The organism is Paenibacillus sp. FSL F4-0236, assembly GCF_038000135.1.
Taxonomy (GTDB): domain Bacteria; phylum Bacillota; class Bacilli; order Paenibacillales; family Paenibacillaceae; genus Paenibacillus_AQ.
Genome location: NZ_JBBOBK010000001.1, coordinates 6,282,560 through 6,307,112, shown reverse-complemented (window position 1 = coordinate 6,307,112; position 24,553 = coordinate 6,282,560). Strand labels below are relative to the sequence as shown.

Annotated in this window: 24 protein-coding genes and 1 riboswitch; of the genes, 5 read left to right on the top strand and 19 right to left on the bottom strand. The window is 43.1% G+C overall.

Annotated elements, in window-relative coordinates; all coding sequences use genetic code 11:
- Positions 1 to 47: 47 nt before the first annotated feature.
- A riboswitch (cyclic di-GMP riboswitch) is annotated at positions 48 to 134 on the bottom strand.
- Positions 135 to 291: 157 nt separating this feature from the next.
- The 3 genes from NSQ29_RS28190 to NSQ29_RS28180 form a co-directional block, all read right to left on the bottom strand.
- Positions 292 to 858 carry a hypothetical protein gene (locus NSQ29_RS28190; RefSeq protein ID WP_042194709.1) on the bottom strand — a complete coding sequence of 189 codons (567 nt, stop codon included), beginning with the start codon at positions 856 to 858 and terminating at the stop codon, positions 292 to 294.
- A 115-nt stretch (positions 859 to 973) separates the two neighbouring features.
- Positions 974 to 1,957: an EAL domain-containing protein gene (locus NSQ29_RS28185; protein WP_341126571.1), complete on the bottom strand. Its 984-nt coding sequence runs from the start codon at positions 1,955 to 1,957 to the stop codon at positions 974 to 976.
- 55 nt (positions 1,958 to 2,012) lie between these two features.
- Positions 2,013 to 2,696: a Crp/Fnr family transcriptional regulator gene (locus NSQ29_RS28180; RefSeq protein ID WP_341126570.1), complete on the bottom strand. Its 684-nt coding sequence runs from the start codon at positions 2,694 to 2,696 to the stop codon at positions 2,013 to 2,015.
- Between the two features lie 118 nt (positions 2,697 to 2,814).
- Between NSQ29_RS28180 and NSQ29_RS28175 the strand changes: the two genes are divergently transcribed.
- Positions 2,815 to 3,666 (top strand): leucine-rich repeat domain-containing protein, encoded by an 852-nt coding sequence (locus NSQ29_RS28175; protein ID WP_341126569.1) that lies wholly within the window; start codon positions 2,815 to 2,817, stop codon positions 3,664 to 3,666.
- Positions 3,667 to 3,681: 15 nt separating this feature from the next.
- Here NSQ29_RS28175 and NSQ29_RS28170 read toward each other — a convergent pair whose 3' ends face one another.
- The 3 genes from NSQ29_RS28170 to NSQ29_RS28160 all read right to left on the bottom strand — a co-directional run bounded on the left by NSQ29_RS28170 (position 3,682) and on the right by NSQ29_RS28160 (position 6,388).
- Complete coding sequence (locus NSQ29_RS28170) at positions 3,682 to 4,671, bottom strand: sensor domain-containing diguanylate cyclase (RefSeq protein ID WP_341126568.1); 990 nt, start codon at positions 4,669 to 4,671, stop codon at positions 3,682 to 3,684.
- Between the two features lie 40 nt (positions 4,672 to 4,711).
- Positions 4,712 to 5,506, bottom strand: a complete 795-nt coding sequence (locus NSQ29_RS28165; RefSeq protein ID WP_341126567.1) for an alpha/beta fold hydrolase — start codon at positions 5,504 to 5,506, stop codon at positions 4,712 to 4,714.
- A gap of 120 nt (positions 5,507 to 5,626) precedes the next feature.
- A complete protein-coding gene (locus tag NSQ29_RS28160) occupies positions 5,627 to 6,388 on the bottom strand; it encodes an SDR family oxidoreductase (protein WP_042131593.1) in 762 nt (253 codons plus the stop codon).
- Between the two features lie 365 nt (positions 6,389 to 6,753).
- Here NSQ29_RS28160 and NSQ29_RS28155 point away from each other — a divergent pair, with 365 nt between their 5' ends.
- Complete coding sequence (locus NSQ29_RS28155) at positions 6,754 to 7,320, top strand: TetR/AcrR family transcriptional regulator C-terminal domain-containing protein (protein ID WP_081951317.1); 567 nt, start codon at positions 6,754 to 6,756, stop codon at positions 7,318 to 7,320.
- A gap of 64 nt (positions 7,321 to 7,384) precedes the next feature.
- Here the strand turns inward: NSQ29_RS28155 and NSQ29_RS28150 are convergent, their stop codons facing one another.
- Genes NSQ29_RS28150 through NSQ29_RS28140 form a run of 3 tightly spaced genes read right to left on the bottom strand, consistent with a single transcriptional unit; the run spans position 7,385 to position 10,868 of the window.
- Positions 7,385 to 9,427, bottom strand: coding sequence for a carbohydrate-binding domain-containing protein (locus NSQ29_RS28150; RefSeq protein WP_341126566.1), 2,043 nt, complete (start codon positions 9,425 to 9,427; stop codon positions 7,385 to 7,387).
- Between the two features lie 24 nt (positions 9,428 to 9,451).
- Positions 9,452 to 10,132, bottom strand: coding sequence for a DUF4956 domain-containing protein (locus NSQ29_RS28145; RefSeq protein WP_341126565.1), 681 nt, complete (start codon positions 10,130 to 10,132; stop codon positions 9,452 to 9,454).
- Positions 10,125 to 10,868, bottom strand: coding sequence for a polyphosphate polymerase domain-containing protein (locus NSQ29_RS28140; protein WP_341126564.1), 744 nt, complete (start codon positions 10,866 to 10,868; stop codon positions 10,125 to 10,127). Before NSQ29_RS28140 ends, NSQ29_RS28145 begins: the two co-directional genes overlap by 8 nt.
- A gap of 374 nt (positions 10,869 to 11,242) precedes the next feature.
- Between NSQ29_RS28140 and NSQ29_RS28135 the strand changes: the two genes are divergently transcribed.
- Entirely contained in the window at positions 11,243 to 11,920 is a 678-nt protein-coding gene (locus NSQ29_RS28135; RefSeq protein WP_339244023.1) for a response regulator transcription factor, read from the top strand.
- Positions 11,920 to 13,194: a sensor histidine kinase gene (locus tag NSQ29_RS28130; RefSeq protein ID WP_341126563.1), complete on the top strand. Its 1,275-nt coding sequence runs from the start codon at positions 11,920 to 11,922 to the stop codon at positions 13,192 to 13,194. The genes NSQ29_RS28135 and NSQ29_RS28130 overlap by 1 nt, the downstream gene beginning before the upstream one ends.
- Positions 13,195 to 13,266: 72 nt before the next feature.
- Here NSQ29_RS28130 and NSQ29_RS28125 read toward each other — a convergent pair whose 3' ends face one another.
- Positions 13,267 to 14,022, bottom strand: a complete 756-nt coding sequence (locus NSQ29_RS28125) for a class I SAM-dependent methyltransferase (RefSeq protein WP_341126562.1) — start codon at positions 14,020 to 14,022, stop codon at positions 13,267 to 13,269.
- A 14-nt stretch (positions 14,023 to 14,036) separates the two neighbouring features.
- Positions 14,037 to 14,579 (bottom strand): hypothetical protein, encoded by a 543-nt coding sequence (locus tag NSQ29_RS28120; protein ID WP_042192886.1) that lies wholly within the window; start codon positions 14,577 to 14,579, stop codon positions 14,037 to 14,039.
- A gap of 95 nt (positions 14,580 to 14,674) precedes the next feature.
- Here NSQ29_RS28120 and NSQ29_RS28115 point away from each other — a divergent pair, with 95 nt between their 5' ends.
- Complete coding sequence (locus NSQ29_RS28115) at positions 14,675 to 15,589, top strand: phosphatidate cytidylyltransferase (protein ID WP_042192888.1); 915 nt, start codon at positions 14,675 to 14,677, stop codon at positions 15,587 to 15,589.
- Between the two features lies 1 nt (position 15,590).
- Here NSQ29_RS28115 and NSQ29_RS28110 read toward each other — a convergent pair whose 3' ends face one another.
- The 8 genes from NSQ29_RS28110 to NSQ29_RS28075 form a co-directional block, all read right to left on the bottom strand.
- Positions 15,591 to 16,649: a copper amine oxidase N-terminal domain-containing protein gene (locus NSQ29_RS28110; protein ID WP_341126561.1), complete on the bottom strand. Its 1,059-nt coding sequence runs from the start codon at positions 16,647 to 16,649 to the stop codon at positions 15,591 to 15,593.
- A gap of 92 nt (positions 16,650 to 16,741) precedes the next feature.
- Entirely contained in the window at positions 16,742 to 17,488 is a 747-nt protein-coding gene (locus tag NSQ29_RS28105; RefSeq protein WP_341126827.1) for a uracil-DNA glycosylase family protein, read from the bottom strand.
- A 20-nt stretch (positions 17,489 to 17,508) separates the two neighbouring features.
- The gene (locus tag NSQ29_RS28100) at positions 17,509 to 18,732 is read right to left on the bottom strand and encodes an amidohydrolase (RefSeq protein WP_341126560.1); all 1,224 of its coding nucleotides are present in this window, start codon (positions 18,730 to 18,732) and stop codon (positions 17,509 to 17,511) included.
- Between the two features lie 110 nt (positions 18,733 to 18,842).
- Positions 18,843 to 20,522, bottom strand: a complete 1,680-nt coding sequence (locus NSQ29_RS28095) for a methyl-accepting chemotaxis protein (RefSeq protein WP_341126559.1) — start codon at positions 20,520 to 20,522, stop codon at positions 18,843 to 18,845.
- A gap of 2 nt (positions 20,523 to 20,524) precedes the next feature.
- Entirely contained in the window at positions 20,525 to 21,289 is a 765-nt protein-coding gene (locus NSQ29_RS28090; RefSeq protein ID WP_341126558.1) for a polysaccharide deacetylase family protein, read from the bottom strand.
- Entirely contained in the window at positions 21,289 to 21,891 is a 603-nt protein-coding gene (locus NSQ29_RS28085) for a YkoP family protein (protein ID WP_042192898.1), read from the bottom strand. The genes NSQ29_RS28090 and NSQ29_RS28085 overlap by 1 nt, the downstream gene beginning before the upstream one ends.
- Before the next feature lie 26 nt (positions 21,892 to 21,917).
- On the bottom strand, positions 21,918 to 22,514 hold the full coding sequence (locus NSQ29_RS28080; RefSeq protein WP_076284978.1) for a sensor domain-containing protein: 597 nt from the start codon (positions 22,512 to 22,514) through the stop codon (positions 21,918 to 21,920).
- 196 nt (positions 22,515 to 22,710) lie between these two features.
- The gene (locus NSQ29_RS28075) at positions 22,711 to 24,498 is read right to left on the bottom strand and encodes a hybrid sensor histidine kinase/response regulator transcription factor (RefSeq protein WP_341126557.1); all 1,788 of its coding nucleotides are present in this window, start codon (positions 24,496 to 24,498) and stop codon (positions 22,711 to 22,713) included.
- Positions 24,499 to 24,553 lie beyond the last annotated feature (55 nt).

Genomic DNA, 24,553 nt, shown 5'->3' with positions numbered 1-24,553 from the left:
CTAAGACTTAATTTTTATTAAACTTTAACAAAAAGCGTAATACACTCTTTGGCAGCTGGCTGACAATAGTTATGATAACCTTAGTCCCTATAGCTTTGCGTCCCTACATTTCCATAGGTTTGCCTATGAAGTTTCGAATACATTACAAAGAGTAACATAACGCTACATCTGATCGCATGATTAATTGGTATGAAATCCGAATAGGTAATTGCAATTACTTTTTCTATCGTGATAGATATTCTTTATCGAGTATCCCGGAAGAGAGAGGAACCTTTAGGACTGGAGGTCTACTTAACTCCCCGCACCAAACAAACGCCGGAACCAATTCCACACATCGCCCGTGATGGGAATTAACCCGAAGCCATGCTCGCCAACTGCGATTAGACCATATGCCCATTGGCCAATAGCTACTGCTCCCCCAGCAATCCGTCCTATGGCTACCGCCCCAAATGCCGTATCACCTATGGCGACAGCTCCCAACGCTTTTTCGGCTATCGCGATCGCGCCTACAGCCACTCCTGCAATGGCAATCGCTCCAGCTGCGAAGCCAAGCCAGCTAATTGCTATCGCTCCAAGGGCTAACCACATTCCTAGTGATATTGCACCCACGGATAGAACCCCTACGCTTATCGCACCTATGGAAATCAAGCCTACAGCTACATCTCCAATAGCAATTAATCCAACAGCTGTCTTCACTTGTGGCTTGCTTCCGTGACCATACCCCTGACCTGAGTAGCGACCCAAATTGCTGCGAATACTTACCACCGGAAATGATGGAGACGGCCATTGATAATCAATTTCTCGTCCACCTAACCCTCTAGAATCCGCCCAGTGTGTGATGTACTTATGCCATTTCATATCCATCCCGTCCCCCTTCTCAATTACCTTAATTATACAACCCCGGGGGTTGGCTGTACTCAGACTCTGACCTGAAATTCATCTCATCCTCTAGACGGAGTTATACTCATTAGGATCACTGTTTGGGAATAGGATCAGGCTTTCCAAATAAATATCCCTGAAACAACTGATAACCACTCTGCTTAAGCCATTCAAAGTCCTCTCTAAACTCCACACCTTCTGCTAAAGGAACGGATTGGATTTCTAAAGCTTTTTCCAAAAATTGTTTAGCTATTTTCTGTTTGTTCAGATCGCTGTACACACCCTGAACATATTTCATATCCAGCTTCATGTAATGGGGTTTAAGCTCCAATAACATCTCGATCGTGCTGAAGCCCTCGCCAACATCATCTAAAGCGTATTCAAATCCCCGATCCTTGTAATATGTCAAAATAGCCTTCAAATGAGCGAGATCATCCACTTTCTCCGTCTCAACAACTTCAAAAACAAAAAGAGAGGGATCGACGCCTAATTGATTGGCCAGTTCAACGGTTGATCTTAAGCAGAACTCTGGCGCGTAGATCGACGTTGGGATAAAATTAATAAACGTTTTTTTATTTAAGGGTGCAGCATATTTTACAGCAGTCATTCTACATAACCGGTCTAAAGCATATAAACGCCCACGATTCCGTGCCGCCGCAAAAATCTCATTAGGATAGATAAGAGATCCGTCTTCTTTTTTAAATCTGGATAGGAGCTCGTATGCAAAAATCTCTTCCCTTACGTTCACAATCGGTTGGAAGTGACAAGTAACTAAGCCCTTAGTTATAACCTCATCAATCCACTCCATATCAAGTACAGTGGGTAATTCGGATAGAGGTCTCCATGTTTGGTCATCTATACGGAATTCAAACTGCTCCGACTCCATATGGTCATTACAGAAATCTAGAAAATCCCGCACCCCAGCCTCCTTAATCGTAATCACATTTTCTTCTACCTTATGTATCGTATTACTTCTACTCAAGTGATGAATAACCTCAGGTAAAATCCTTAGATTAAGCTCACCATGAGCCTTGATTTCAAAATTCAGCTCTCTTACTACACAATGATTACATGCCACATTCATAACCCCTTTAATAATCAATTCTCTGAAAAAGATCCCGGAACTGCTCTTCTCAATCGAAATCCGTATACTCCAGTAAATACGTCGGGTCTAACACGGTGATCTGCTGATGTTGAATATCAATAATCTTTTGCTCTTGCAGATCTTTAAGCACAAGGGTAGCCGTCTCCCTGAGCGTTCCGATCATATCCGCGAACTGCTGATGGGTCAGTCGAAGATCAATCCTCATCTCGCCTTGCTCCTCTATCCCGAATCTTTGGTATAGTCTTCTTAGTGTAAATATCGCACGCGCTCTCGCATCATGAAATTTCATTTCGTGTAATAACCGATTCGATAAAAATAAACGGTCCATTTGCAGCAGCATTAATTGTTCCTTAATCAATGGATAATCGGCAAGCATCTGCTTAAAAGGCTCACGTTTAATCTCAAATAATACTGTATCGTTCATAGCCACCGCAGATAACACTCTTACATTAGAGGGATGAATCACTTCCAGATCACCAAAGAAATCCCCTTTTCCAAAAAGATCTACGGTATGCTCTTTCCCTTTCGTGGTAGCGTACACTCTTATAATCCCCGAATAGATAATGTAGGCATGATCCCCCGGATCTGATTCTGTAAACACTAGAGTCCCCTTGGAATATGCCTTATAAGTGAATAATCTTGAGACCGCCTTGATCTCCTCCGAGGGTAAACCCTGAAAAAAGCGAATGCCAGTCCAAAAAGAAGCTTCCATCTCATTATTCCTTTCTAAAACATTCCATAGTTTTGTATGCCAACATACTGATAATAAATCATCATCCTGTTATATTCTATCGTAACGATGCCAAAACCAATAACAAAGGAGAACCTCCATGAGATATAATTTTGACGGAAAAGGACTTACAGAAACGCCAGAGATCGTGTTTGAGAGCAATCCTCTACTAGAACTGAGCATGTACAACAACCATCTTAAAGAAATCCCTGACCAGCTCTTCCTTCATGACGAATTAGAGGTACTTAATTATGCGGGTAATGAAATCGAACAGTTATCCGAGAACATCGGTCGCTTAGTTCACCTAAGAATGTTGGATTTAGGCCATAATCGACTTAAGCTGTTGCCGGAGACAATTGGCGGACTGCAGGGGTTAGATTCTTTTCTATACCTAAGCAATAATCAGTTGGAACAGCTGCCGGAGCAGCTTTGTAATCTCCAGAAACTCAAGTATCTGAACGTAACAGATAATCATCTCAAGCAATTGCCTACCCGTATAGGCGAAATGAGCAGTCTAATTGAATTGCGGCTTTATTATAATCAGCTAGAACGTCTACCTGATTCGATCACACAAATAAAAGGGTTAAGAGAGATTCATCTGTATGGTAATCAACTGGTCGTATTGCCAGAGCATTTGGGTGCTTTAGAAGAACTGCGGATACTCGATATGAGTGATAATCGAATCACTGAACTGCCTTCATCTATCGGTAAACTAAGCAAGTTAAGAAGACTTAACCTTCGAAAAAATAAACTGAATAAGCTGCCTGAGGAAATAGGTCAATTAAACAGCCTTATTGAGCTTGATTTAAGAGATAATAACCTGCAAGAAATTCCGAATTCTCTTTTACAGCTTGAACGTTTAGAGAAACTGGATCTCAGATGGAATCACAGCTTGAAAAAAATAGACATTTTAGAGGAATTAGAGCAAAGAGGATGTATCGTTTATAAATAACAAAAAAGCCCCCTGTTAAAGAAGCTTTTCATGCAAATCTATGCTATGCGTGACGCGGTTTCTTCCCTGTTCTTTAGAGGCATAGAGCGCTTGATCAGCTTTTTGCAGAAGGGTGGTTTCTGAATCGGCTGGAATAAATGTAGCTATACCAATACTCACCGTAATCCGGCCCATTTCCCAAGTTGAATACGCGATAGATTGCCGTAAATTCTCAGCTATAGTCTTTGACTCCGAGATGTCTGTATTAGGTAAAAGAAGTATGAATTCCTCACCGCCATATCTAACCGCCATATCCTCTTTACGAGATTGCAGTTTCAAGATACTCGCCATTTTCTCCAGCACATAGTCACCTGTCTGATGCCCATAGGTGTCGTTCACTTTTTTAAAATGATCAATATCTATAATACACAGCGAAAATGCTGCTTGAACTTGGCCATACCCTGCAATCTGCTCTTCCAGCTTCTCTTGAAGAAACCTTCTATTCTTCAGCCCAGTCAGCTTATCTGTATTAGATAATTCTACTAAAACGGCATTCATCTCCAGCAATTCAGCTTGCTTTTGCTCGATTTCCAGGTGAATTTGTTTGAGCTTTGCCAGCGCCTGATCTTTTTCCCAATAAGCCTCTTCTATTTGCTTCTTCGCAGATCGTAACTCTAGCTCATAATCAATACGTTTGCCCATCTGTACTAAAATACAATCAATGACCTCTACACCTTCACACTCAAGGCGTCTGCCATTTAACAAGTAAGGGACGGCTTGTCCCTTGCTGTCCTTCAAATTGATAAATAGCTCTTCTACCTGTCCATTCAGATTGATAAAAGGATAGAAGTATGAATGAAAAATAAGCTTGTTTGCCGTAGACATGATAGATTCAAAATGCTTATGCACCAAATCAACCTGCTTATACCCCATACGGTCCAAGAACGTCTGATTTACATCCTTGATTATTCCTTCATGGGTAATAGAAACATAGCCACAAGGCGCATATCTTAATCGGTCATCCATGATCTAAATATCCTTTCAACACAGCATAATCTCATCTAGCTTACTTAAGATATTCATTAATTAAAGTGATGGTCTCCTCAGGATGGCTTATATGCGGGTAATGCCCTTTAGCCTCCATTAACCGGAAGGTGCTATTATTCAAGTGTTTATGTAGATATTCTCCAGCCGCTATAGGTACGATACTGTCATCCGAGCATTGTAGAATAAGTGTAGGGATTGTAGCCTTAGGTAGATCTTCCCTATGATCTGAAAAGAACGTAACTTCTGCAAATTCCCTTGCAATAACAGGATCTGCCGAGATAAAGCTGCGCTCCAGCTCTTTCGTTAACATCGGGTCAGGGTTGTTCATAGCAAGAGGTGCCATAAAGCTAGCCCAGCCAGCAAAATTCATCTCCATCATCTCCAGAAGCTCAGTAATATCGCTCTTCTCGAAGCCTCCGAAATAAGTATCCCCCTCATTTAAATAACATGAAGAAGGACCAATCATAATCATTTTATCAAAATAGTCCGGCCGCTCAATCGAAGCAAGCATCCCGATCATAGAGCTAATCGAATGACCTATAAAAATAATATCTTTGAGTTCCAACGTTTCGATGACATCCAATACATCCTGTACATAGCCGTGGAGCGTATGATACTTATCTGTTGTATATGCACTTAAATCTGAGTTACCTGAACCTACATAATCAAATAGAACGATTCGATATTTTTTCTCAAAAGAAGGCGTGATAAACTGCCACATGCTCTGGTCACACCCAAATCCATGTGCAAAAAGGATGGTTCTTTCTCCTTCTCCAATCACTTTCACATGATTCCGCGCCCTAACATCGTTCATTTCATATAACTCCCTCTATAGTTAGCATTCTCTCTATTTTGAAGGGTTAACCTGGAAATATCAAGAGCATAAAAAACTCCGCTAGAGTAATCTCTAGCGGAGTTTTTATGATATCTAATTTTAGAATGCTGAAGTCCATCCCGCATCGGCAGCGAGGACTGCTCCGTTTACAAAACTGGAATCATCTGAAGCCAGGAATAACGCAACTTGTGCGATTTCTTCAGGTGAACCTACACGAGGAATTACAGCCTGTGTTAGTTGAGTGCGGCTCATGCCGAACTCATTAATATTTTTCATAGAAGCACTAATGTTAGTGGCAGTAGCTCCTGGTGCGATGGCATTACAACGAATGCCTTTGTTGGCATACATAAAAGCTGTATTTTTCGTCAAGCCTACTACTGCATGTTTGGAGGCAGTATAAGTTGCTCCAGCATGAGCACCACTTACGCCACCGGTAGAAGCGGTATTCACAATAACGCCCTTTCCTTTTTCGAGGAAAATAGGTAGCGCTTTACGTGTGGACCGCATTACACTTTTGGTATTGATGTCAAAGATAAGATCCCATCTCTCATCATTAATATCACCAACTGGCTCAAAGCCGTCCATAATACCCGCATTATTCACTAGTATATCTAGGGTTCCATATTCATTTACTGCAGTATCAATCATGTTATTGATATCTTCGACTAGAGCAACATTTACTTTCAACGCCTTAGCTACTCCACCATTACTAACGATTCCTGCTGCGACTTGTTCCGCACCTTCGAGGTTAAGATCGGCTACTATTACTTTAGCACCTTCTTTAGCGTACAACTCTGCGATAGATTTCCCCATACCCGAGGCTGCTCCGGTAACAACTGCAACTCTGTCTTGAAGTTTCATGTTGGAAGTCTCCTTTACGTTTATCTATAATGTAAGTATCAATACAAGCAAAAACGCCTTCGGCGTCCTTAATGGGACGGTAAGCGTATATGCGAGAAATATAAGGATAAAGTATAGCGTGAAACTTATACTTCCTTATATTTTATAAAATCTCTAAATCACTTAAAATTTATTCTACTCAAGTTTAATCTTCTGCAATTTAACTATCAATATACAGATGAGACATCAAATGTTCATAAATATATATAACTTGGAATTGTGTTGAAATAGGAATAGAAAATAGACAGTTAGGTGGTCTTCTGTTGCTTAAAAATCGAAGAACGAGTAAATCGAAGAAAGAACTAAAAAATGCATTGATATTACTCATGGAAAAAAAGAATTTCCGCACCATTACGATAACCGATATTGTGACCCTAGCCGATTTAAACCGTGGAACCTTCTATAAGCATTATCAAACCAAAGAAGAACTTCTGAATGAGCTAATTGATGATGTGCTGGAGGATTTAATTAAGGCTTATAAAGATCCCTATCTCCATACCGATAAATTCATGGTGAGTGAGCTTACTACCTCTAGCATCAAAATTTTCGAGCATGTCGTTTCCTACTCTAATTTTTATACCATCATTGTAAATTCCAATGTTCTGCCTGGGTTTCAAAATAAGATTTGTGACATCTTAAAGGAGCTAACCAAGCAGGACTTAGTCGAGGTTAATAATACTAATAACAATATAAATATCGAATTATTTTCTAGCTATACGGCCTATGCTCTATTTGGATTAATCATGGAATGGGTAAAGGGAGGGTTCAAATATACTGCGAACCATATGGCAGAGCAGCTGATTCAAATTCTGTCTTTTAATTCACACAATGTGATCATAAAGACTTCAAATCAACCCATTAAGCAGAATTTAATCTCTATTAATAGCGACTAATTATCTGTACCACCAAAAAGCCACTCCAATGTGCTGGAGTGGCTTTTAATATGCAATTTATAGATTATGGTCTTCCTTTTCCACCGCCACCGCCGCCACCTGGACCTTGATTGGTGTTCGCGGTGGTTACTCCGGATTCATTCAGCCAAGTTACACTACTTGTGATTTCAAACGCTACTACTTTCGTTCCTCCAGTATATTCGCCATCCGTATACAATCCATTTGCTTCACTGCCAGTCGAGGTACCTCCCGAGTAGAGGGTGTATGATCCACCGTCTTTCAAATCAGGGGAGCTCATCACCAACGACTGATAATCCTTCGATGGAGCAAAGGTTAGAATCGTGTTTCCTTCGCTATCCTCCAGATGGACCAATGTTCCGGCCTTTTGGATCTGAGGAAACGTCATGCTGACTGCATGTTGGTTGGAGGTGTCAGACGTTGCCTGAGCCATACCCGAGCTTCCCACAGCTATTAGAATACCGCCACTCTGTTCAAAGCTGCCATCGTAATCGAGAGCACCGTTTCCACCATTAGTAGGTCCATTAACAATTACTGTACCACCTGACATCACGATAGAGCCGTTCGAATCCAATCCGTCACCTGTGGCATCGACTGTTAATGTTCCCCCGCTAATCGTGAGCACATTAGCCGCAGCATCGCTGAATTGATCCTGCTCCTGAGGGCCACCTCCTACAGTCGCTTCATTATTACCTCCTGCAACATTCACTCCATCATCAGAAGCAACCACATGAGCTTCACCACCGGAAATCTCGATGTTTGCTCCTTCAATCCCTTCGTAGCTCTTCGTAATATCAATTTTGCCACCGGATATCGCCACCAAGGCATCCGCATGGATTCCATCGTCGCCAGTTTTGATGTTGAATTCTCCATCGGCTATCGCAACGTTACTGTTGCTGTGCACTGCATCATCAGCAGAATCAATGTTAAATGTTCCGTTGTTTACGCTAATATCTCCTCCAGCCTTCAAGCCTTTAGTACTTGGTATTTCCGATTCTGTTGTTGTTGTCGTTGTTGGTGCTTCCGTTGTTGTTATCTCTGGCTTTGCTTCTGGTTTTGTTGCTGGTGTCGATGTTTCTGATGTTCCCGGTGCTTGGCCACCTGTTCCTTGACCTCGGTCACCTCTCATGCCCATGCCTGCCCCTTGATCACCTGTCTTCACTTCGCCATTCTCGCTGCCTCCACCTGTAACCACGGTATACGTTCCGCCATCGATTACAAGTACAGTTTCCGCCTGAATTCCGTCATTGCCAGCCTTAATATCAAATGTTCCTGCTGCTATAGCAAGGAAGCCTTTGTCCGTTTCGGTATCGTTCGTTGATTTCATTCCGTCACCTTCAGCTGTAATGCTGATACTTCCATCCTGCACAGCGACTAGATCTTTACCGACAATCCCGTCATCGGCAGCCTGAATTTCAAGTGTGCCATTCATTATTTTGAGATCATCCTTGCTTGTAATCCCATCATTATAATTAGCAGAAACGGACAGCTTCCCTGTGCCATTGATTGTTAAGTCTGCTTTACTAAAGATAGCTGCACTAGGCTCATCTGTAGTGTCATCAGCATAGACATAAGTTGCTCCATCCGATACGGAGTTCTCTGTTCCGTCTTCCAAGGTAATGATCACTTTACCTGCTTCTTTAATATCAATTGCAGCACTATCGCTGTTCGTGATGTTCACACCGTTCAGTACCAAATGCACAATACCTTCATCCTGATTATTTACTACAATCTGTCCATCACTCAGCTTACCAGACAGCACATAAGTTCCCGCTGCAGTAATTGTCACTGATCCATCCTTAGACTCAGCCCCGGTGCCGTCAACAAGCGCACTTGTTCCAGCCAAAGCAATTTCCGTCGATTGGTCCGCCGTCCAACTTGTATTAGAATCGTCTTCATCGAACGTTACCAAGTCCGATAGCTTAGCACTTGCAAGTTGCACTCCACTATCAGCTCCACTCTGGCTCGACGTTAATTCACTCGACGTGGTTTCAGACTGTACTGTCTTATTATTATTGCTGCAAGCCGACATGAGTCCCGCACACAGTAACAAGACCCCTATTTTACTGACTGTTATATAATTCTTCATATCTCATCCATCCTTTCGATCATTTTAATAGTCATTTGCAGAGGGAGTCATAGTTAACGAGAGATCTAGATTCCCGTTACGAGTGCGAATCGCATCTAGAAATTCCTTTTGGTTCACAGTCTCACCCAGCGTAACGGCGTAGACGAGTTCATATAAACTACCAAGCTCAGTCGTTCTAATCTTCTTAAGCTCATACCCCACATTAAATTTATTGAAAACTTCAGCGAAGGCTTCCTCATACCCCAGACTCTCTGGAATAGTTACCTTGAGTGTCTTTTGCAACGTTGTTTTTACCCCGAAATTAGTCCGATTAAGAATAAACATAAGTGCGCACAAGATAAGAGTGAACAAGACTGCGTATCCGAATGAACCTACCCCGCAGGCCAGTCCTGATGCCATGGTAAACAATACAAATGTGATATCCTTCGGATCACCAGGTGCACTTCTGAACCGAATGATGGAGAATGCTCCGGCAAGACTGAAGGCTCTGGCAACATTACTGCCAATGAGCAGGATGATGATGGCTACAATTACGGGCAGCAGTACCATTGTGAGTGTGAAGCTTTGCGAATAACCGCCGGAATTTGTCTTCATATAGGTGTAGCTAATGATCCCGCCAAGGGCGATAGCTATAACAATAGTTAGGATTGCGTTGGTAAACGTTAGCTCTGTACTCGTTGCTACGGTAAATAATGAATCAAGCATAAAGAGCACTCCCCCGTTCTGTTTTACTGTTCTTCAGCATTTTTTTATATTCATTACCGTACTTGGAGAAGCTTGTACGGTACATTTGATGCTCTGAGAGCATTTTTGCTAACCAAACCGGAATCGTATTTTCAGCCTTTACTTCCATAAGCCACTGACCTGGCTCTAGTAATGGTTCGCCATAAACGCCATGCTCCATCTTGAGATCGTACCGCCGACTTCGGATATTCGTATCGAACGTGATTCTTAAATCGCGATTATTTTTACAGAACAATGCTTTGCGGTCATAAGACAGATACACCTTAGGCTGCAATTCATACCGCGTTAAAAAGTACTTAATCTCTTCTATCACCTGTTTGTTCATATAATCCTTAAATTCTGGTTCCCTGCCAGTGGCAACAAAAGCATAAGCCTCGTCCAATTTGAGCGACGTTCTTCTTTTATTCACCAGCCCAAACACCTTCTTCTTAATTTCCAGATATACCTTTGTATCTTGATTCGGAACACCGTAAGCTCTCAAACGCAGCTTCTCTTTGTACTTCGGCTTCGCAAGACTATTACGAATCAGGGTATTGTGCGCAGTATCATAATATAAGTTGGTGATGGAATAAAACTCATGCTGCTTGTTGAAATCGTCTAGTTCCATGTATTCAAGTAATTGGTTAAAAAATTTATAGTAGGCTTCGTTATCCAGTAAATATTTGTTCTCATAACGGTTGAATACCTCAATCGCCATATGGGATCATTCCTTTCTGTTTATCGTTGTCTCGTGTGCTTATGAATGTATCTTAGATCCCAAACCTTTAATGAATCTTAAATGGTTTTACAAACTACCCCACTACAGGTGTAAATCGTAACTCCGGTGAATGTTGGACTTCCGGCCGCTGTTGTCTGCAAATTTCTTGATTTAAACTGCTGTTCGCAGTGGAAATCCGCAGACAAAGGCGGACGCTATCGCTCCTAAAGTTCCAAAATCCCCCTCCGTTACTTGCCACCTGTTCAATTTTTACAATGCAGTTCTATACCAGCCTTCATTAAGGTTCAGTAAAGGTAATACTGATATAATGACCTCAATAACAAATACTCGTTTTATGTAGGGGATGCAAAACCATGAGAATATTAATCGTAGAAGATGAGCTTCATCTCGCTGAAGCCTTAACTCAAATATTAAAAAAACATAATTATTCGGTGGATGCAGTCCATGACGGTAGATCGGGTCTGGATTACGCACTGAGCGGAATTTATGATTTGCTGCTGCTCGACATTATGCTACCTGAGATGGATGGGGTTAGCGTCCTCAAGACGCTGCGCAAGAAAGGGGAATCCACTCCCGTTATCCTGCTTACCGCAAAGGGGGAGATAACAGATATGGTCACTGGACTAGACTATGGGGCTGATGATTATATCGCCAAACCTTTTTCCTCGGAGATCTTACTGGCACGAATAAGGGCTGTACTAAGACGTAAAAACGAGGTTATTCCAGATGATGCTTTAAAGTTCGGGGATATTGAATTGAATACATCGACTCTGAAGCTTACCGTGGGTGGCAAAGAGATCAAGCTGAACCTTAAGGAAAGTGAATTATTGGAGCTTCTGATTCTTAGGAAACAAGCCGTAACCTCCAAGGAACAAATTATTGAGAAGTTATGGGGGTTCGATTCGGAGGCAGAGCACAACAATGTGGAAGTGTACATTTCTTTTTTGAGAAAAAAATTGACCTTCTTAAATTCTACTGTACGCATTAGTACGATTAGAAATGTAGGGTATGTACTAGAGGTGACGGCCTAATGTTCACGAAGCTCAGAAATCGATTTCTTATTGTTAACCTAGTAACTATATCCGTAATAATGCTGGTGGCTTTCATATCGATTTATGTCATTACGTACCAAGATGTCCAAAACAATATTCAGATGGATCTTCACAGAATTATGGAGAACTACAAGTCTCCCGGCGGTGATACAGGACGAATGGGCTCAACTAAGGGAGGTTCCCAGTTACCCCATGCTGATAATAAACGTATGGATAACGGAACTCCACCTCCGGAACGGTCCGTCTCATTTATGCTGAAGATAGATACAGCGTCGAACCTCATCGGGAAAGATTCCAAATTTACGATGGACGATGAATTTTATGATACGGCTCTGCAAGAGGCTCTAAGTGCTGATAAAGATACCGGAAGGTTCACCTTGGACAGCAGCAAATGGATCTTCAACATCCAGCATACGAATGATGGGGCAATGCTTGTATTTCTGGACATCACTGCCCAGCAGAAAATCCTCACCAATCTAATCTATACCTTCTCTGTAGTTGGCTCGGTGATGCTAATTATTTTATACTTCACAAGCCGTTTTTTCGCTAATCGGTCCATCGCACCGGTGAAGGAGGCTTTTGATAAACAGAAGCAGTTTATTGCCGATGCTTCCCATGAATTGAAGACACCGTTGACCATTATTAACACCAATGCGGATGTTCTTCTCTCCAACAGTGATGATACTATTCACAATCAGTCGAAGTGGCTGCACTATATCAAATCGGAAACAGAGAGAATGACCAGTCTGACCAATGATCTGCTATACCTAACCGAGATGGACGACTCCAGATCGACCATGATCTATTCGAAGTTCAATTTGAGCGAAGCGGTTGAGAATATTATTTTAACAATGGAAGCTATTATCTTCGAGAAACGTATCTCGCTTGAATATGACATTGAGCCTAACCTGACTGTGATGGGGAATAGTGAACAGATTAAACAAGTGATTATGATCCTTTTGGACAACGCTGTAAAATATACGAATCCTAAAGGCTCAGTCACTTTATCCCTTAAAAAACAACATAATGATATGGTGTTATCGGTCACCAATACGGGTGAGGGCATTGCACCGGAGCACTTAGCAAGAATCTTTGACCGATTCTACCGTACGAATGCTTCCCGAGCGCGTAAACAAGGGGGTTATGGCCTGGGGCTGGCGATTGCCAAATCCATCGTTGAACAACATAAAGGAAAAATTTACGCCAAAAGCACGGTCGGCGAATCCACCACCTTTTACGTTCATCTTTCGTAACTAAAAGTAAAAAAAGACTCAATCCCTGTTATCACTAGGATTTGAGTCTTTTTAATATGCTGATTTCATTTACTACACTTCGCCCCAATAGACCTCGGTCTCATATTCAAAAAACACTTTATCATCCTGTTTATTTCGTTCAAATAGGTTCCTCAGCTCCGTCATCATATTCTCGTAACGTGGATCTCCGGGGGCCGGAATGTAGGAAGATGATCTCGCCCGTCCGCTTAATCCCTCGAAATCAAACACCTGCTGATTGCTAAAGTGCGCTACTTGCATCTGCCCTGCCTTAAAAAAGGAGCTAAGGATTTCAGGGGTAATATTCTTATGATTAACTTGAGTGTAGTCGGTGCCGAAGGTTTGCACGAGCTGCTCATATTCCTCCAGAAATGGGGTACCGTAAGTACGCCGAGAATTCCATATCAGAACTGCCTTTCCACCCGGTTTAAGAATCCGCTTGAATTCCAATTGCGCTGCATCCCTATCAAACCAGTGAAACGCCTGGGCACACACGATAAAGTCTACAGACTGGTCTGGCAATTCTGTCTTCTCGGCAGACCCAGGCAATGCGCGGAAATGGTTGTCCGTTGCGAACTTCTCCTCCGCAGCTGTACGCATTTTCGGATTTGGTTCAACGGCAGTCACGCGACACCCGCGCTCCAGAAGCAGTGCTGAGAATATTCCTGTTCCTGCGCCAATATCCGCAATATCACAATTCGATTTTAAACCAATCGTATTGTATAAATAATCAATGGCTTCTTTAGGATAACTCGGGCGATATTTCACATACGAATCTACCCGGTTTGAGAACCGTTCTTTGTTATTCATCCAAATACACTCCCTTAGCTTTTAGGTTCGTACTCACTTAATTTGCCTTGATAGATCAGCTTCAGCCGATCGCTTTGCCGAAAATCATCCGGCGTTACGAGCGCAGGCAGCTTGTTCCATAGCTTGATGCCGGACCTCTCCAGGATTTCCGCTACAAATTGTGAGCAGAAATAAGAGTTGCTGAATTCAACAGGTTCCTTCAGAGCGATACCAATCACGCCGAGAATATTATAGAGATACTTTTGCCGGCTTCGGATAAAAACTTTGAGTACCCGCTCCATTTTCTCCACTTCACGGGCTGTAACTTGAAGTTCATATAGAACACACGTCGTATTTGGATATTTGCTGAACGTGCCTGTCTTAATATCCTCCTTCACGAATCCTCCGTTTAGAGGGTTGCTCGGGTGCTTTCTGCCAAAGCTATATAACTCGGAAAGCTCCCGATTAAAGGAGATCGAGGCATGATTATAAGGAGCTCTCGTGTAGCCTTGAATAAGCTTCGTAAAGAGCGTTCCGGTATTCGTAAGCAAGATAAAGACCGATGGATCATCTGCCATTTACAATTTTCCCCTTATCAAGATTGAACGTTTCCTTCATAATAACATATGAACCCATTAATGGAATCTACTCTACGACAAGTTGGTGATTAGCTATCGACCGCTCTCTATTAACGGTAATTCTGATTTTTGCAGCCTTATCGGCCATTCACTTGATGTATGTAGTTATAGGCAAATTACAGCCCAGTAAAGATTATACAGGGATCGGCTTCCGCATCAAAACCTGGTGGGGAATGCTTTTTATCTTTTGTTTGGCTACTCTCTTTAATCCAGTCGTCTCACTATTGGCACTCATGGTGCTGACCTTCTTCGCACTCAAAGAATATTTTTCCATGATAAAGTCACGAAAATCCGACCGCAGACTATTTCTGTGGGCGTACTTATCCATTCCTCTACAGTTCTACTGGATTTATATCGAATGGTACGGGATGTTCATTGTGTTTATTCCAGTCTATGTATTCTTACTCCTACCGCTACCTAGGCTCATTAATAAAGGGACAGTTGGCTTCCTGCGTAGTGTTAGTTCAACCCAGTGGGGATTAATGCTGATGGTCTTCGGACTTAGTCACTTAGCTTATTTTCAATTTGCTACACCGGAGTATGGAGCGGGGCTTGTATTATTCCTAGTAGTGCTGACACAGCTGAATGATGTGGTCCACTATCTCGCATCCCTTTATATGGGAAAGCGCAAAGTGGTCCCAACCGCCAACCCGTATTTGACCTGGGAAGGTTTTGCCTGTGCGTTTGTCGTAACAACCGGGGTCTCCTATTTGATCTATCCCTACCTGACGCCGCTCAACCCGATCTTCGGTTTCCTGTCAGGCATGCTAATCAGTTTGAGCGGCTTCTTGGGTAGCTTAACGGTTTCCGTGCTGAAGCGAGATTTGCTCATCGGTGATGGCGATAAATTCGTAGCTTTAAAAGAAAGCTATTTAAGCCGTGTGGATAGCTTGACCTACACCTCGCCGGTCTTTTTCCATGTCATCCGTTATTTCTTCGATTTCATGTAAATTAGTTTTCTACAACGATTTTGATCGCTTGGCCGATAGGTGGCAAGCTTTTGGTCAACATTGGACCGTAGAACGCATACACTTTGTCACCTTTTTTCAGCTCACTTATGGCAATCTTCTGATTGTCTTTCGTGCCGAGAATAGTCGTAGTATCTGAAGTATTTAGAACAATCGTCTCGAAGGAAGAATCACTGAGCTTATCGCCTTTGATTACAACGCGGGTCGTGCCATTATCTGAAGGAGTAACCTCTTCGATCACGCCAACCGTTCCCAAGGTCTGCTGATCGGGAGCTTGTTCTTTCACAACAATCTTGATCGCGCCCGCCAATGGCGGCATGCTCATAGCCATGACCATACTGTGCTCGACCTCGATGGACATGCCTAGCTGCAGATCAGCAAAGGTTAGCTTCTTATTATCAGCAGATACGATCTCCGTTTCATCAGAAATGCCTAGGCGAATGCCATGACCATAGCCGTTGAGGCCGATTTCAGCATTTTTTTCGCCCTTATAGATACTAGTGATTGATCCTTGTTTGATCGTGTCTGAAGCGGTCTCTCCATTGCCTTGTTCCTTGGAATTAATCGATATGGTTCCAGTTGGGCCTGCGACTACTTCAAGCTTCAATACTTTTTCGAAGAATGATAATGGAACGTAGGTTTTGCCATTCTTTAGCTCCGGTATAGCACCCAGCGAAAGAATTGTTGTACCATTACGGTAAGCATCTTTTGCAATTTGAAAGGACATCGACTGGCTATCTTTCTCAAGACCTAGCGATTGAAGGCTTTGAGTCCATGTTAGCTTGTATCCAAGTGCTTCAGCTGCTGTACGGATAGGGATCATAACTTCCTTGCTTGAACCTACGTATAGCGGAACATCGACTGGGGAGAAGCCGTTACCATCAATGACTAGCACATATTTTAGACCACCATAAGAATCCTGCGGCACTGAGGAATTGGTCGCTGGTTTGACTGGAGCTGGCTGGATTGGCGCAGCAGAGATGACGTTCGATGCTATGAGCGTGCCAACGAGGACCGCTCCGATTACTTTGAATGTTTTCATAGTGAATTATACCTCCTGAGATGAATGAAATTGTGCTACTCTATCATTCTTAACGTGAGGTTCAGAAAAAATGTTGCGATAAGATCAATCACTCAGACGTTCCATAAATGATCTTGGAGCGTCTTTGTCATGTTCTCTTGCTGGCTGGCAAACTGCTTAAATCTATGTCCGTTCGCTCCAGAAGGATGAGGAAATCCCCATAAACAGCGGTGATCATCGAGCTTACCCTCAGATACCAAAAGCTGGAGCATTTCCTCGACCGTTTTTCCTAAAGGAATAATTAAAGCTTGGCTCAGGATGCCCAGCTCCTGCTCTAACGACAATAGCGCACATTCTCTAAGGAACGGATCTGAACGTAGCTTAGGATGTGCCCCATTATAATTTTTCTTCTCTACGAACACAGGAAAACGCAATAAAGAGGTGGTATGTAGGTTCGTTTGCTGCTCCTGAAACAATTGGTCACAAGAGGTAAGGTTCAAGTACTGATGCAGCCCAAGTGTATCTAGCATGTGAATTAACGTACTCCTCATGGAGCCTGCGAATCTCGCCGCTTCTTTTGCTTTTCTGCATACCTCTTCATCTGAAAGCCCGGCTTTCAACCCAATGACTGCTTCTTGTATGGCTATTCTCATTTGTGTAAAACCGGGTGTTAGTCCGATAATGATCACCTTTGCAGTAGGATTCAGGTACTCATTGTGCGGTGCATAGTACATTTCAAGCTTGCCGCTACGCTTCATTAGAAGCTTATCTACCTGCAGATCCTCTTTCGTTAGCGCGGTCCCCTTCGGAAGTGAAAGCATCGCTGCTTTATATTGTTGCAAATGGTTAGAGATGAGCATGTCATCCACCTCTCATGTCCCTATAATGATCCACTCACGAGACGCCCTTCGTACCATACGGCTTGACGATCCGCTCTTCGTGCTACAGCTTCAGCCGAACAGCTCGCATGCAGCAGCACAAAGCTTGCAGTGTCTCCTACCTTTGGCCACACCTGTTCACCTTTTAGTCCAAGCGGCGTTATCCCTCCCGTTATGAATCCTAGGGATTGCGATAATGACCGTTCATCACTACACCCATATAACTCTGCGTAACGTCCTACCTTCTCCAATTGATCCCCATTTCCAAAAGGTGACCAGTGATCCGTAAGGCTATCTGTTGCCAGTTTCACTTGTACACCTTGGCTGTGCAGCATTGGTAGTGGCATCATCATTCTGCCAATAGGTACTGTGGATGCAATCCCCATACCAAGTGATGCCATCCGTGCAGCCATTTCTTCTGCTTCCTGCTGCGATGCACCTGCGAACCAGAATGCGTGGCTAACGGTCACTTTGCCCTGCAAGCCAGCTTCTTCTGTGAGATCAGCCAAACGCGACAACGTCTGCTTTCCTGCTTCTTTTCCATCATGTAAGTGAAGATCAATGCCAGCATTACTCATTACCGCTAGCTCGACCATGGTCTGGAGTGACTTCTCGATATCTCCATCCACTGAGTATGGATCGACACCACCTACATAGGTTGCCCCCTCTGCCAGGGATTGCTTTACTAATTCAACAGAATTAGAGCGAAGCAGACCATGCTGCGGAAAGGCTACAATTTCTGATGAAATTTTGCCGGAGAAGGTATCCAATGCTTGCAGGGTTGCCTCTAAACGCTTCAGACCGCTGACAGGCTCAATATTACAATGACTACGCACATGTGTAGCACCGAAACGCTGTATAAGCGTCAAGATGCTCTCCGCTTGTTGTCTCGCCATAGGCAGCAGCTTAGGCAATAATACCTTCTCTTCCTCAATGCGTTCGAAGACACCGGCTGCAGGCTTTACCGCTTTCCATGGTCCAGCGAAATATGTTTTATCTAAATGGATATGTGCCTCCTCAAAGGAAGGAAGCATCAATAACCCTTTGCAGTCATATTTAGGTAGATGACTCTGAAGCTCTACGTCCGCTCCAACCACTTCCGAAATCTTATCCCCGTCAATTCGGATATGACAAACCTTCGTATCTGTACCAACCACTTGTCCATCCTCAATAACATAACCCTGCTCTAATCTTATATTGGTTAACCAGTAAGAAGCATTCAACATGCTACCCCATCCTTTTCTCAACGATTTAATATAGGTGCGAACCACTTTATCCTAAATGGTACCATAGCCCTTCCTATATAAAAAATGTTTGAAAGGTTTTTAGCATAAGACTATATCGTAAATATCCCAACTTCTAACTTTAAAAATACAGATAACTCGCTGAGTTCTCTAAGTTTGGTCGTCATCTCATCGATAGTCGCAAGTTGCTCCTCCGTGGAAGCCGCTACTTCCTGTGAGGACGATGCCGACTGATCAATGAGTTGCGAAGATTGCACTAGAGCCTTCAATGATTGATGTGACATTGTAGACAACTCACCAAATATGCCTTGAATTCGCAGCGTGCTTTGGGTTGTTAGATCAACCTTCTGAACGATTTCCTCCAGAGATTGTTGCCCTTGTAATACTAAATCATTCTGTTGATTGACCACTTGTTGACTCGATTCCATCGTTTTGACCGCTGCATTCGTATCCGCTTGAATTGCGCCAACAAGCTCGGCAATCTGCTCGGCTGCTCTTTCGGAACCTTCAGCAAGCTTACGGATCTCTCCTGCAACTACTGCAAAACCTTTCCCTTGCTCTCCAGCGCGGGCCGCTTCAATGGCTGCATTTAGCGCGAGTAGATTCGTCTGACTAGCCAATTCGGAAATCACGTTAATGATCTCACCGATTTGGCTGGATCGGCTGTTCAGCTGTGCAATGGTTTCTGTTGAACGCTCAATGGAACTAACCATAGTTTCCAAGTGATCTACAGATGCCCGGTTTGCACGCTGGCCAGTTTGCACCGCTTTTATTAAATGATTGGAATCGTGAACTGTCTTTACCGTTTCCTGAATAATTTCCTCAGAGATTTCCCCTGTCCGTTCCATCATCGTGAGTACTTGCCGCACATGTTCTGCTTGCTCCGTCGACCTCACAGCCATATCCGTAATAATCGTGGTAATTTGCTTGGATGTCTCATTTGTCTGCTCTGCTGAAACTTGAAGTATTTCTGCATTTTCATTCAGATGATTGGCCTGTGAAGTGACATTCCCGACGATGGCCCGAATGTTATCCAGAAACTGATTCATGGAATACGCCAACATCCCAATCTCATCATTACGCTTCATGTCCAGCTTCTTAGTCAGATCGCCTCCGTGTTCAACAAGCTCCATTACATGCTCATTGATTCTTCGCAGCGGTCGTACAATAAGTCGGGTTAAGATAATGAAGAGTAAGACAATAAAAATAATCAAAGCGATAACAAAACCGCCAATAATTAAATATTGGTTGTTCATCATTGGCTCCAAGATCTGTTCTACAGACATCACCAGCACTAGCTTGTAATCTGTATCGCCGATCCTTGTAAAAGCATAAACATTCTTCGAGTCCTCCGTACCACTAGTTCCCGTAGATTGTGCTATGACCTGACCAACCTTTTGCAACTGTATGTCCGGTTCATCAAATATAGCTTTACCTATATCGTGCTTAGGGTTCTGGCTTGCTACATATCGACCAGCTTTATCTATGACAAAATAATAACCTGCATCCTCCTCACTCATTTCAGCCAAGCTCTTCTGAAAATCATTCGACAATCGACTATTCAGTTTAGTAGAAGTAAGCTCCACCTTATAGTTAAGCTTTTGTTCAACTTCATGACTGAGAATTTCATTAAACTTAGAAAATGTGTACATACATAGACCTGCAAAAATCAACACCATGTATACTACAGAAACGGTCATAACGATGGTTCGAACGGTTTTCTTCTTCAATGTCTGAATTCCCTTCCAATCTAGTGACATCATGTCATCCATAGCTACAGATTAATCGGACCGTGATGTTTGACGCTGGACCTAGCTTCTCCAATGCGACTAGCTTCCTTGTTCAGTAGCTCATCCACTCGATGGCTCTTCAGCCCCCTTCTAGAAATCTCCTTTAAGACCTCTTCCAGTCCGGTGATCATGTTCAGCGGTGCTTCTCGATCTGCCCCCGGTGTATCACCATTGTCGTGCAGAACGATGATAGAACCGGGTTTTATCTTTTTCAATAAGTCATGCTTTATTTGGGCTGCGCTAACAGTCGCCTTCCAGTCTCCCACCATTACAGACCACAACACTACCCGATAAGAACGTCTAAGAAAGACAAGATCGCCTAAATTAAGGAGCCCCCATGGTGGTCGATACAAGATAGGCCGCTCTCCTGTAATCCGCTCGACAATTTCAGCTGTTCGATCTACTTGCTTCCGTCTATTCGTCCATGGAGAGTAAATCCAGTTAGGCGTATGTGTATAATTATGAATGCCGATCTGATGTCCTTCACGGTGCATTCGCTGGATTAAATCCGGGAATTGCTCAGCCCTTTTGCCTAATACGAAAAAAGTTGCTTTAACGTCATGTTCATGCAGCAAGTCCAATAATTCAGGGGTATAGCATGGATCTGGTCCGTCATCGAAAGTAAAGGCCACTTCCTTCGCGGCATTTCCTCTGGATACAACACCCCATCCCAATATTCGAGTAATCACAAACGGAACAATCATATAAAGAATAATCGCATCCATAGCTAAAATAAGGAGCGTCCACATTAGGAAACCGCCTCTTTCCTTCGAGGAGCAAACCGCGCTTTCAAAGACTGCTTACTAAGCACGAGCATCTTAGGAGACAACTTCTCCGTGCTGTCCTCAACGCGATGTTTCCCCTCCGGATGCAGCATCCGAAGTAAGAACCGAAGATAGATTCCGAACCATCGCCGCTGCCATTTGGACTTGATAGGATGCTGCTCAAACCCTATTCCATGAATGATCCCCCGGTGAAGTAGCGTAATCCCCGTTAGCGCCTGCACTTTGCTTAGTTCTGGATTGCTATCTAGTTCACGACTAATCTCCTTCATGGCCTCGCGAAGCATACGTGCAGTTCGAATTCCGGCCCGATCAGCGCCTAGGGTACGCGTAAGCTGCACTACCTGACGATTATCCAGATGAAGTTCACCCACCCAATCTCCGGGAAGAATCTGATGTCCATCTTGGCAGACTATACTTTCACCGTGATACTTTAACACGACCAATTTACATATCCCGTATCTCCACACAGACTGGCTGCGGAATTTGGTGACAATAGCAAATAGGTTCTCCCACATCATCCAAAGAGATTGCGAGAATAATTTTATAAATGAAACTGAGGCTACCATTAATCTTCCTTCTTTCGTGTAAAAGTTTATCTTCTAGCAAAATCTTTCACTAAACGCCGCGTATACCTGCCGATCATCTTTACTAAACTGTTGCCAAGATAAGCACCTATCCAAAGAGATACCGCGCCTAACAGCATGAACAGAAGTGAGGTGTTGAGTGTTTTATTTTCAATCCCAAATAACGATATAGAAGAGATATCGATGAAATACAAGATAGGTGACAACAAGAGAATAATAGGGGACAAATAAAAAAGAGTTGCACATATGAGACTGAGCATTCCAATTCCAAATTGCAGCATCAACCCTATAATTGCTCTCCAGTTATGCTCATCGGACAACTCCGCCTTAACCTTTTCCCATATGTTTCCTTGTTCTTGAGATCGAGTTGGAAGCGTCCGAACGGAGATATCCGTATAGACTTTCGTTCGAATTCGCTCATGTTGTAAAAAGGTTTCGGTAGAACGCAAAACATAGTAAAGGATCGGAATCCCTACTATGGTGAAGGACATCGCGACCCCAAAAGTGATGCCTACCAAATAAAAGCAAAAGTAAAATAGCCCTGTGGCAAAAGTAATTAATAAGAAACAGAAATTCCTCACATGCTTCCGGATCATTTGACTCATATTCTCCTCTTCCTCTCTGCACTAAAAATTTGTTCATCTTTGTAAATCCTATGTTAGAGCTCCTGATGTAAAATCGACCAGTGCCATAATGTCATATGACAGTTATTTCATACAAAAAAGCACCTTTCGCCTACTCCCACAAGGGAAAATAGACAACAAGATGCTCGCTCTACAATTTCAGATCATTCGGTTTTAGTTATTCCAAAGTGCCAAAGGCTTTCTCAACAGCCTCTTCGCGATTCCGTACACCCAGCTTAGCATAGATGGTAGAAGCGTAATTTCTCACCGTTCCATCAGACAAATACAATTTAGCTGCAATGGATTTATAACGCATGCCCTTTGACAGGCATTCTAGAATTTCCAGCTCGCGCGGGGTCAGCCCATACTCATTACTCTGCTCAGTCTGCGCTTCAGAAGTTGGATGCATCTCATAATGATCAATTAATACATTCGTAATAGCTGGTGTTATCATCTTCACACCCCGATGTACGAGACGTATCCCTTCGAATAGCTCCTGCGGTTCAGTAGACTTCAACAAGTAGCCATCTGCCCCGTTTTGCAGTGCTTCGACTGCCAAATCCGTTTCTTGAAAAGTAGTCAGGATCAGCACTCGTACCCCTGGCCACTTTTGCTTAATAAGCTTCGTTGCTTCTGCACCGTCCATGTCAGGCATATTTAAGTCCATCAGCACTACATGAGGCTGTTCCTGCTCACAGAAGCCTACTGCTTGTTCACCATTCTCAGCTAACCCAATGATCTCAAAATCGGGCTGCTGCTCTAAAATAATTCGCAGACTATCCCGGATATAAGGTTGATCATCGACCAGCAATAAGCGAATCATTTCCTCCTGTATCTCTTCAAGCCTTGGTAAACTACAGGTCACTAAGGTTCCTTCACCTGGCTTAGAGTAGAGATACACTTGGCCTTGCAGGTTAGAAGCACGTTCCTTCATCGCGTTCACACCAAATCCTGCTTTTAAATCTTCAGTGCCTAATCCATTATCCTGCACTTCCAGTCGAATTAACTTCTCTTCGTAATGCAGGGTGATGACAATTTCACTGGCTTGACCATGACGAACAGCGTTGGTTATCGACTCTTGCAAACATCTATATAAGGTCATTTTAGCCTGCTTGGATATTGTATAAGCCTCTCCGAACGTTCTTAGACGAACCTTAACCTTCGAAAAGGTCTGGAAATCATCCACTAATTTCTGCAGGGACTGCATAAGCGTCAATGAATCCTGCGAAGAGCCCACATGGTGCAAATATTTACGCACATCATCCAAGCCATTGCGAGTTAGCTTTAATAAGGAATCTATCTTTTGCTCTCCTTCAGAGGTATTCACCTCCGTACGTAAAGTCTCCAGCCCCATAAGAATTGAAGTATAAGAATGCCCTACAGTGTCATGCAAATCTTTGGATAATCGATTTCTTTCCTCCAGAAGGGTCATACGCTCGACTTGTGAGATATACTGCTCCAGGACAGCATTCTGGTTCTTAATAATCCCGTTCTGCTTATGATTCACCACCAGCAAGTGAAAAGCGAAGCCAATCGTATACACCAAGCCAAAGTTCACAATCATCGATATAGCATCCATTTGTTGTGACAATTTAGATAACATTATTGGAATCAAGATCACCGTGATCGGAGCTGACCAACGATAGGACTTCTGTGCACTATTGCTGGCAATCATAAAAGCAATTGGCAGAAAAGTTACATACGAATCAGGAAACAGAGCAGCCAAATATAAGCATAGACCACCTGAAAGAAGGATCTCCGCCATCAGATAATACTTATAATGCAGCTGCAAACAAAACCAAGGCACTGAAAAAGAGATCACACCCCAAACAAACACGATCCAGAAAGGAATCGTAAAGTCCTCCGAGAGGTAACACATCGTAACTATAAAAGAAGTAGAAAAACAAATCCGAAACAGGAGGACGAGCCAATCGTACCAGAACCACTGTTTGACCAGATTAAACAAGACATTGCCCCCTATAAATTCTGCTGACTAGACCCTTATTATAGTGTAATCCCCT

Excerpts from the sequence above, each read along its gene's own strand:
- NSQ29_RS28165 (WP_341126567.1), bottom strand. The coding sequence starts at position 5,506 with ATGAACGATGTTAGGGCGCGGAATCATGTGAAAGTGATTGGAGAAGGA.
- NSQ29_RS28145 (WP_341126565.1), bottom strand. The coding sequence starts at position 10,132 with ATGCTTGATTCATTATTTACCGTAGCAACGAGTACAGAGCTAACGTTT.
- NSQ29_RS28080 (WP_076284978.1), bottom strand. The coding sequence starts at position 22,514 with ATGAGTCAAATGATCCGGAAGCATGTGAGGAATTTCTGTTTCTTATTA.
- NSQ29_RS28110 (WP_341126561.1), bottom strand. The coding sequence starts at position 16,649 with ATGAAAACATTCAAAGTAATCGGAGCGGTCCTCGTTGGCACGCTCATA.
- NSQ29_RS28140 (WP_341126564.1), bottom strand. The coding sequence starts at position 10,868 with ATGGCGATTGAGGTATTCAACCGTTATGAGAACAAATATTTACTGGAT.
- NSQ29_RS28090 (WP_341126558.1), bottom strand. The coding sequence starts at position 21,289 with ATGTGGACGCTCCTTATTTTAGCTATGGATGCGATTATTCTTTATATG.
- NSQ29_RS28120 (WP_042192886.1), bottom strand. The coding sequence starts at position 14,579 with ATGGCAGATGATCCATCGGTCTTTATCTTGCTTACGAATACCGGAACG.
- NSQ29_RS28155 (WP_081951317.1), top strand. The coding sequence starts at position 6,754 with ATGGAAAAAAAGAATTTCCGCACCATTACGATAACCGATATTGTGACC.
- NSQ29_RS28095 (WP_341126559.1), bottom strand. The coding sequence starts at position 20,522 with ATGGATGACATGATGTCACTAGATTGGAAGGGAATTCAGACATTGAAG.
- NSQ29_RS28130 (WP_341126563.1), top strand. The coding sequence starts at position 11,920 with ATGTTCACGAAGCTCAGAAATCGATTTCTTATTGTTAACCTAGTAACT.
- NSQ29_RS28190 (WP_042194709.1), bottom strand. The coding sequence starts at position 858 with ATGAAATGGCATAAGTACATCACACACTGGGCGGATTCTAGAGGGTTA.
- NSQ29_RS28160 (WP_042131593.1), bottom strand. The coding sequence starts at position 6,388 with ATGAAACTTCAAGACAGAGTTGCAGTTGTTACCGGAGCAGCCTCGGGT.
- NSQ29_RS28100 (WP_341126560.1), bottom strand. The coding sequence starts at position 18,732 with ATGTTGAATGCTTCTTACTGGTTAACCAATATAAGATTAGAGCAGGGT.
- NSQ29_RS28180 (WP_341126570.1), bottom strand. The coding sequence starts at position 2,696 with ATGGAAGCTTCTTTTTGGACTGGCATTCGCTTTTTTCAGGGTTTACCC.
- NSQ29_RS28135 (WP_339244023.1), top strand. The coding sequence starts at position 11,243 with ATGAGAATATTAATCGTAGAAGATGAGCTTCATCTCGCTGAAGCCTTA.
- NSQ29_RS28125 (WP_341126562.1), bottom strand. The coding sequence starts at position 14,022 with ATGAATAACAAAGAACGGTTCTCAAACCGGGTAGATTCGTATGTGAAA.
- NSQ29_RS28175 (WP_341126569.1), top strand. The coding sequence starts at position 2,815 with ATGAGATATAATTTTGACGGAAAAGGACTTACAGAAACGCCAGAGATC.
- NSQ29_RS28170 (WP_341126568.1), bottom strand. The coding sequence starts at position 4,671 with ATGGATGACCGATTAAGATATGCGCCTTGTGGCTATGTTTCTATTACC.
- NSQ29_RS28105 (WP_341126827.1), bottom strand. The coding sequence starts at position 17,488 with ATGCTCATCTCTAACCATTTGCAACAATATAAAGCAGCGATGCTTTCA.
- NSQ29_RS28085 (WP_042192898.1), bottom strand. The coding sequence starts at position 21,891 with ATGGTAGCCTCAGTTTCATTTATAAAATTATTCTCGCAATCTCTTTGG.
- NSQ29_RS28150 (WP_341126566.1), bottom strand. The coding sequence starts at position 9,427 with ATGAAGAATTATATAACAGTCAGTAAAATAGGGGTCTTGTTACTGTGT.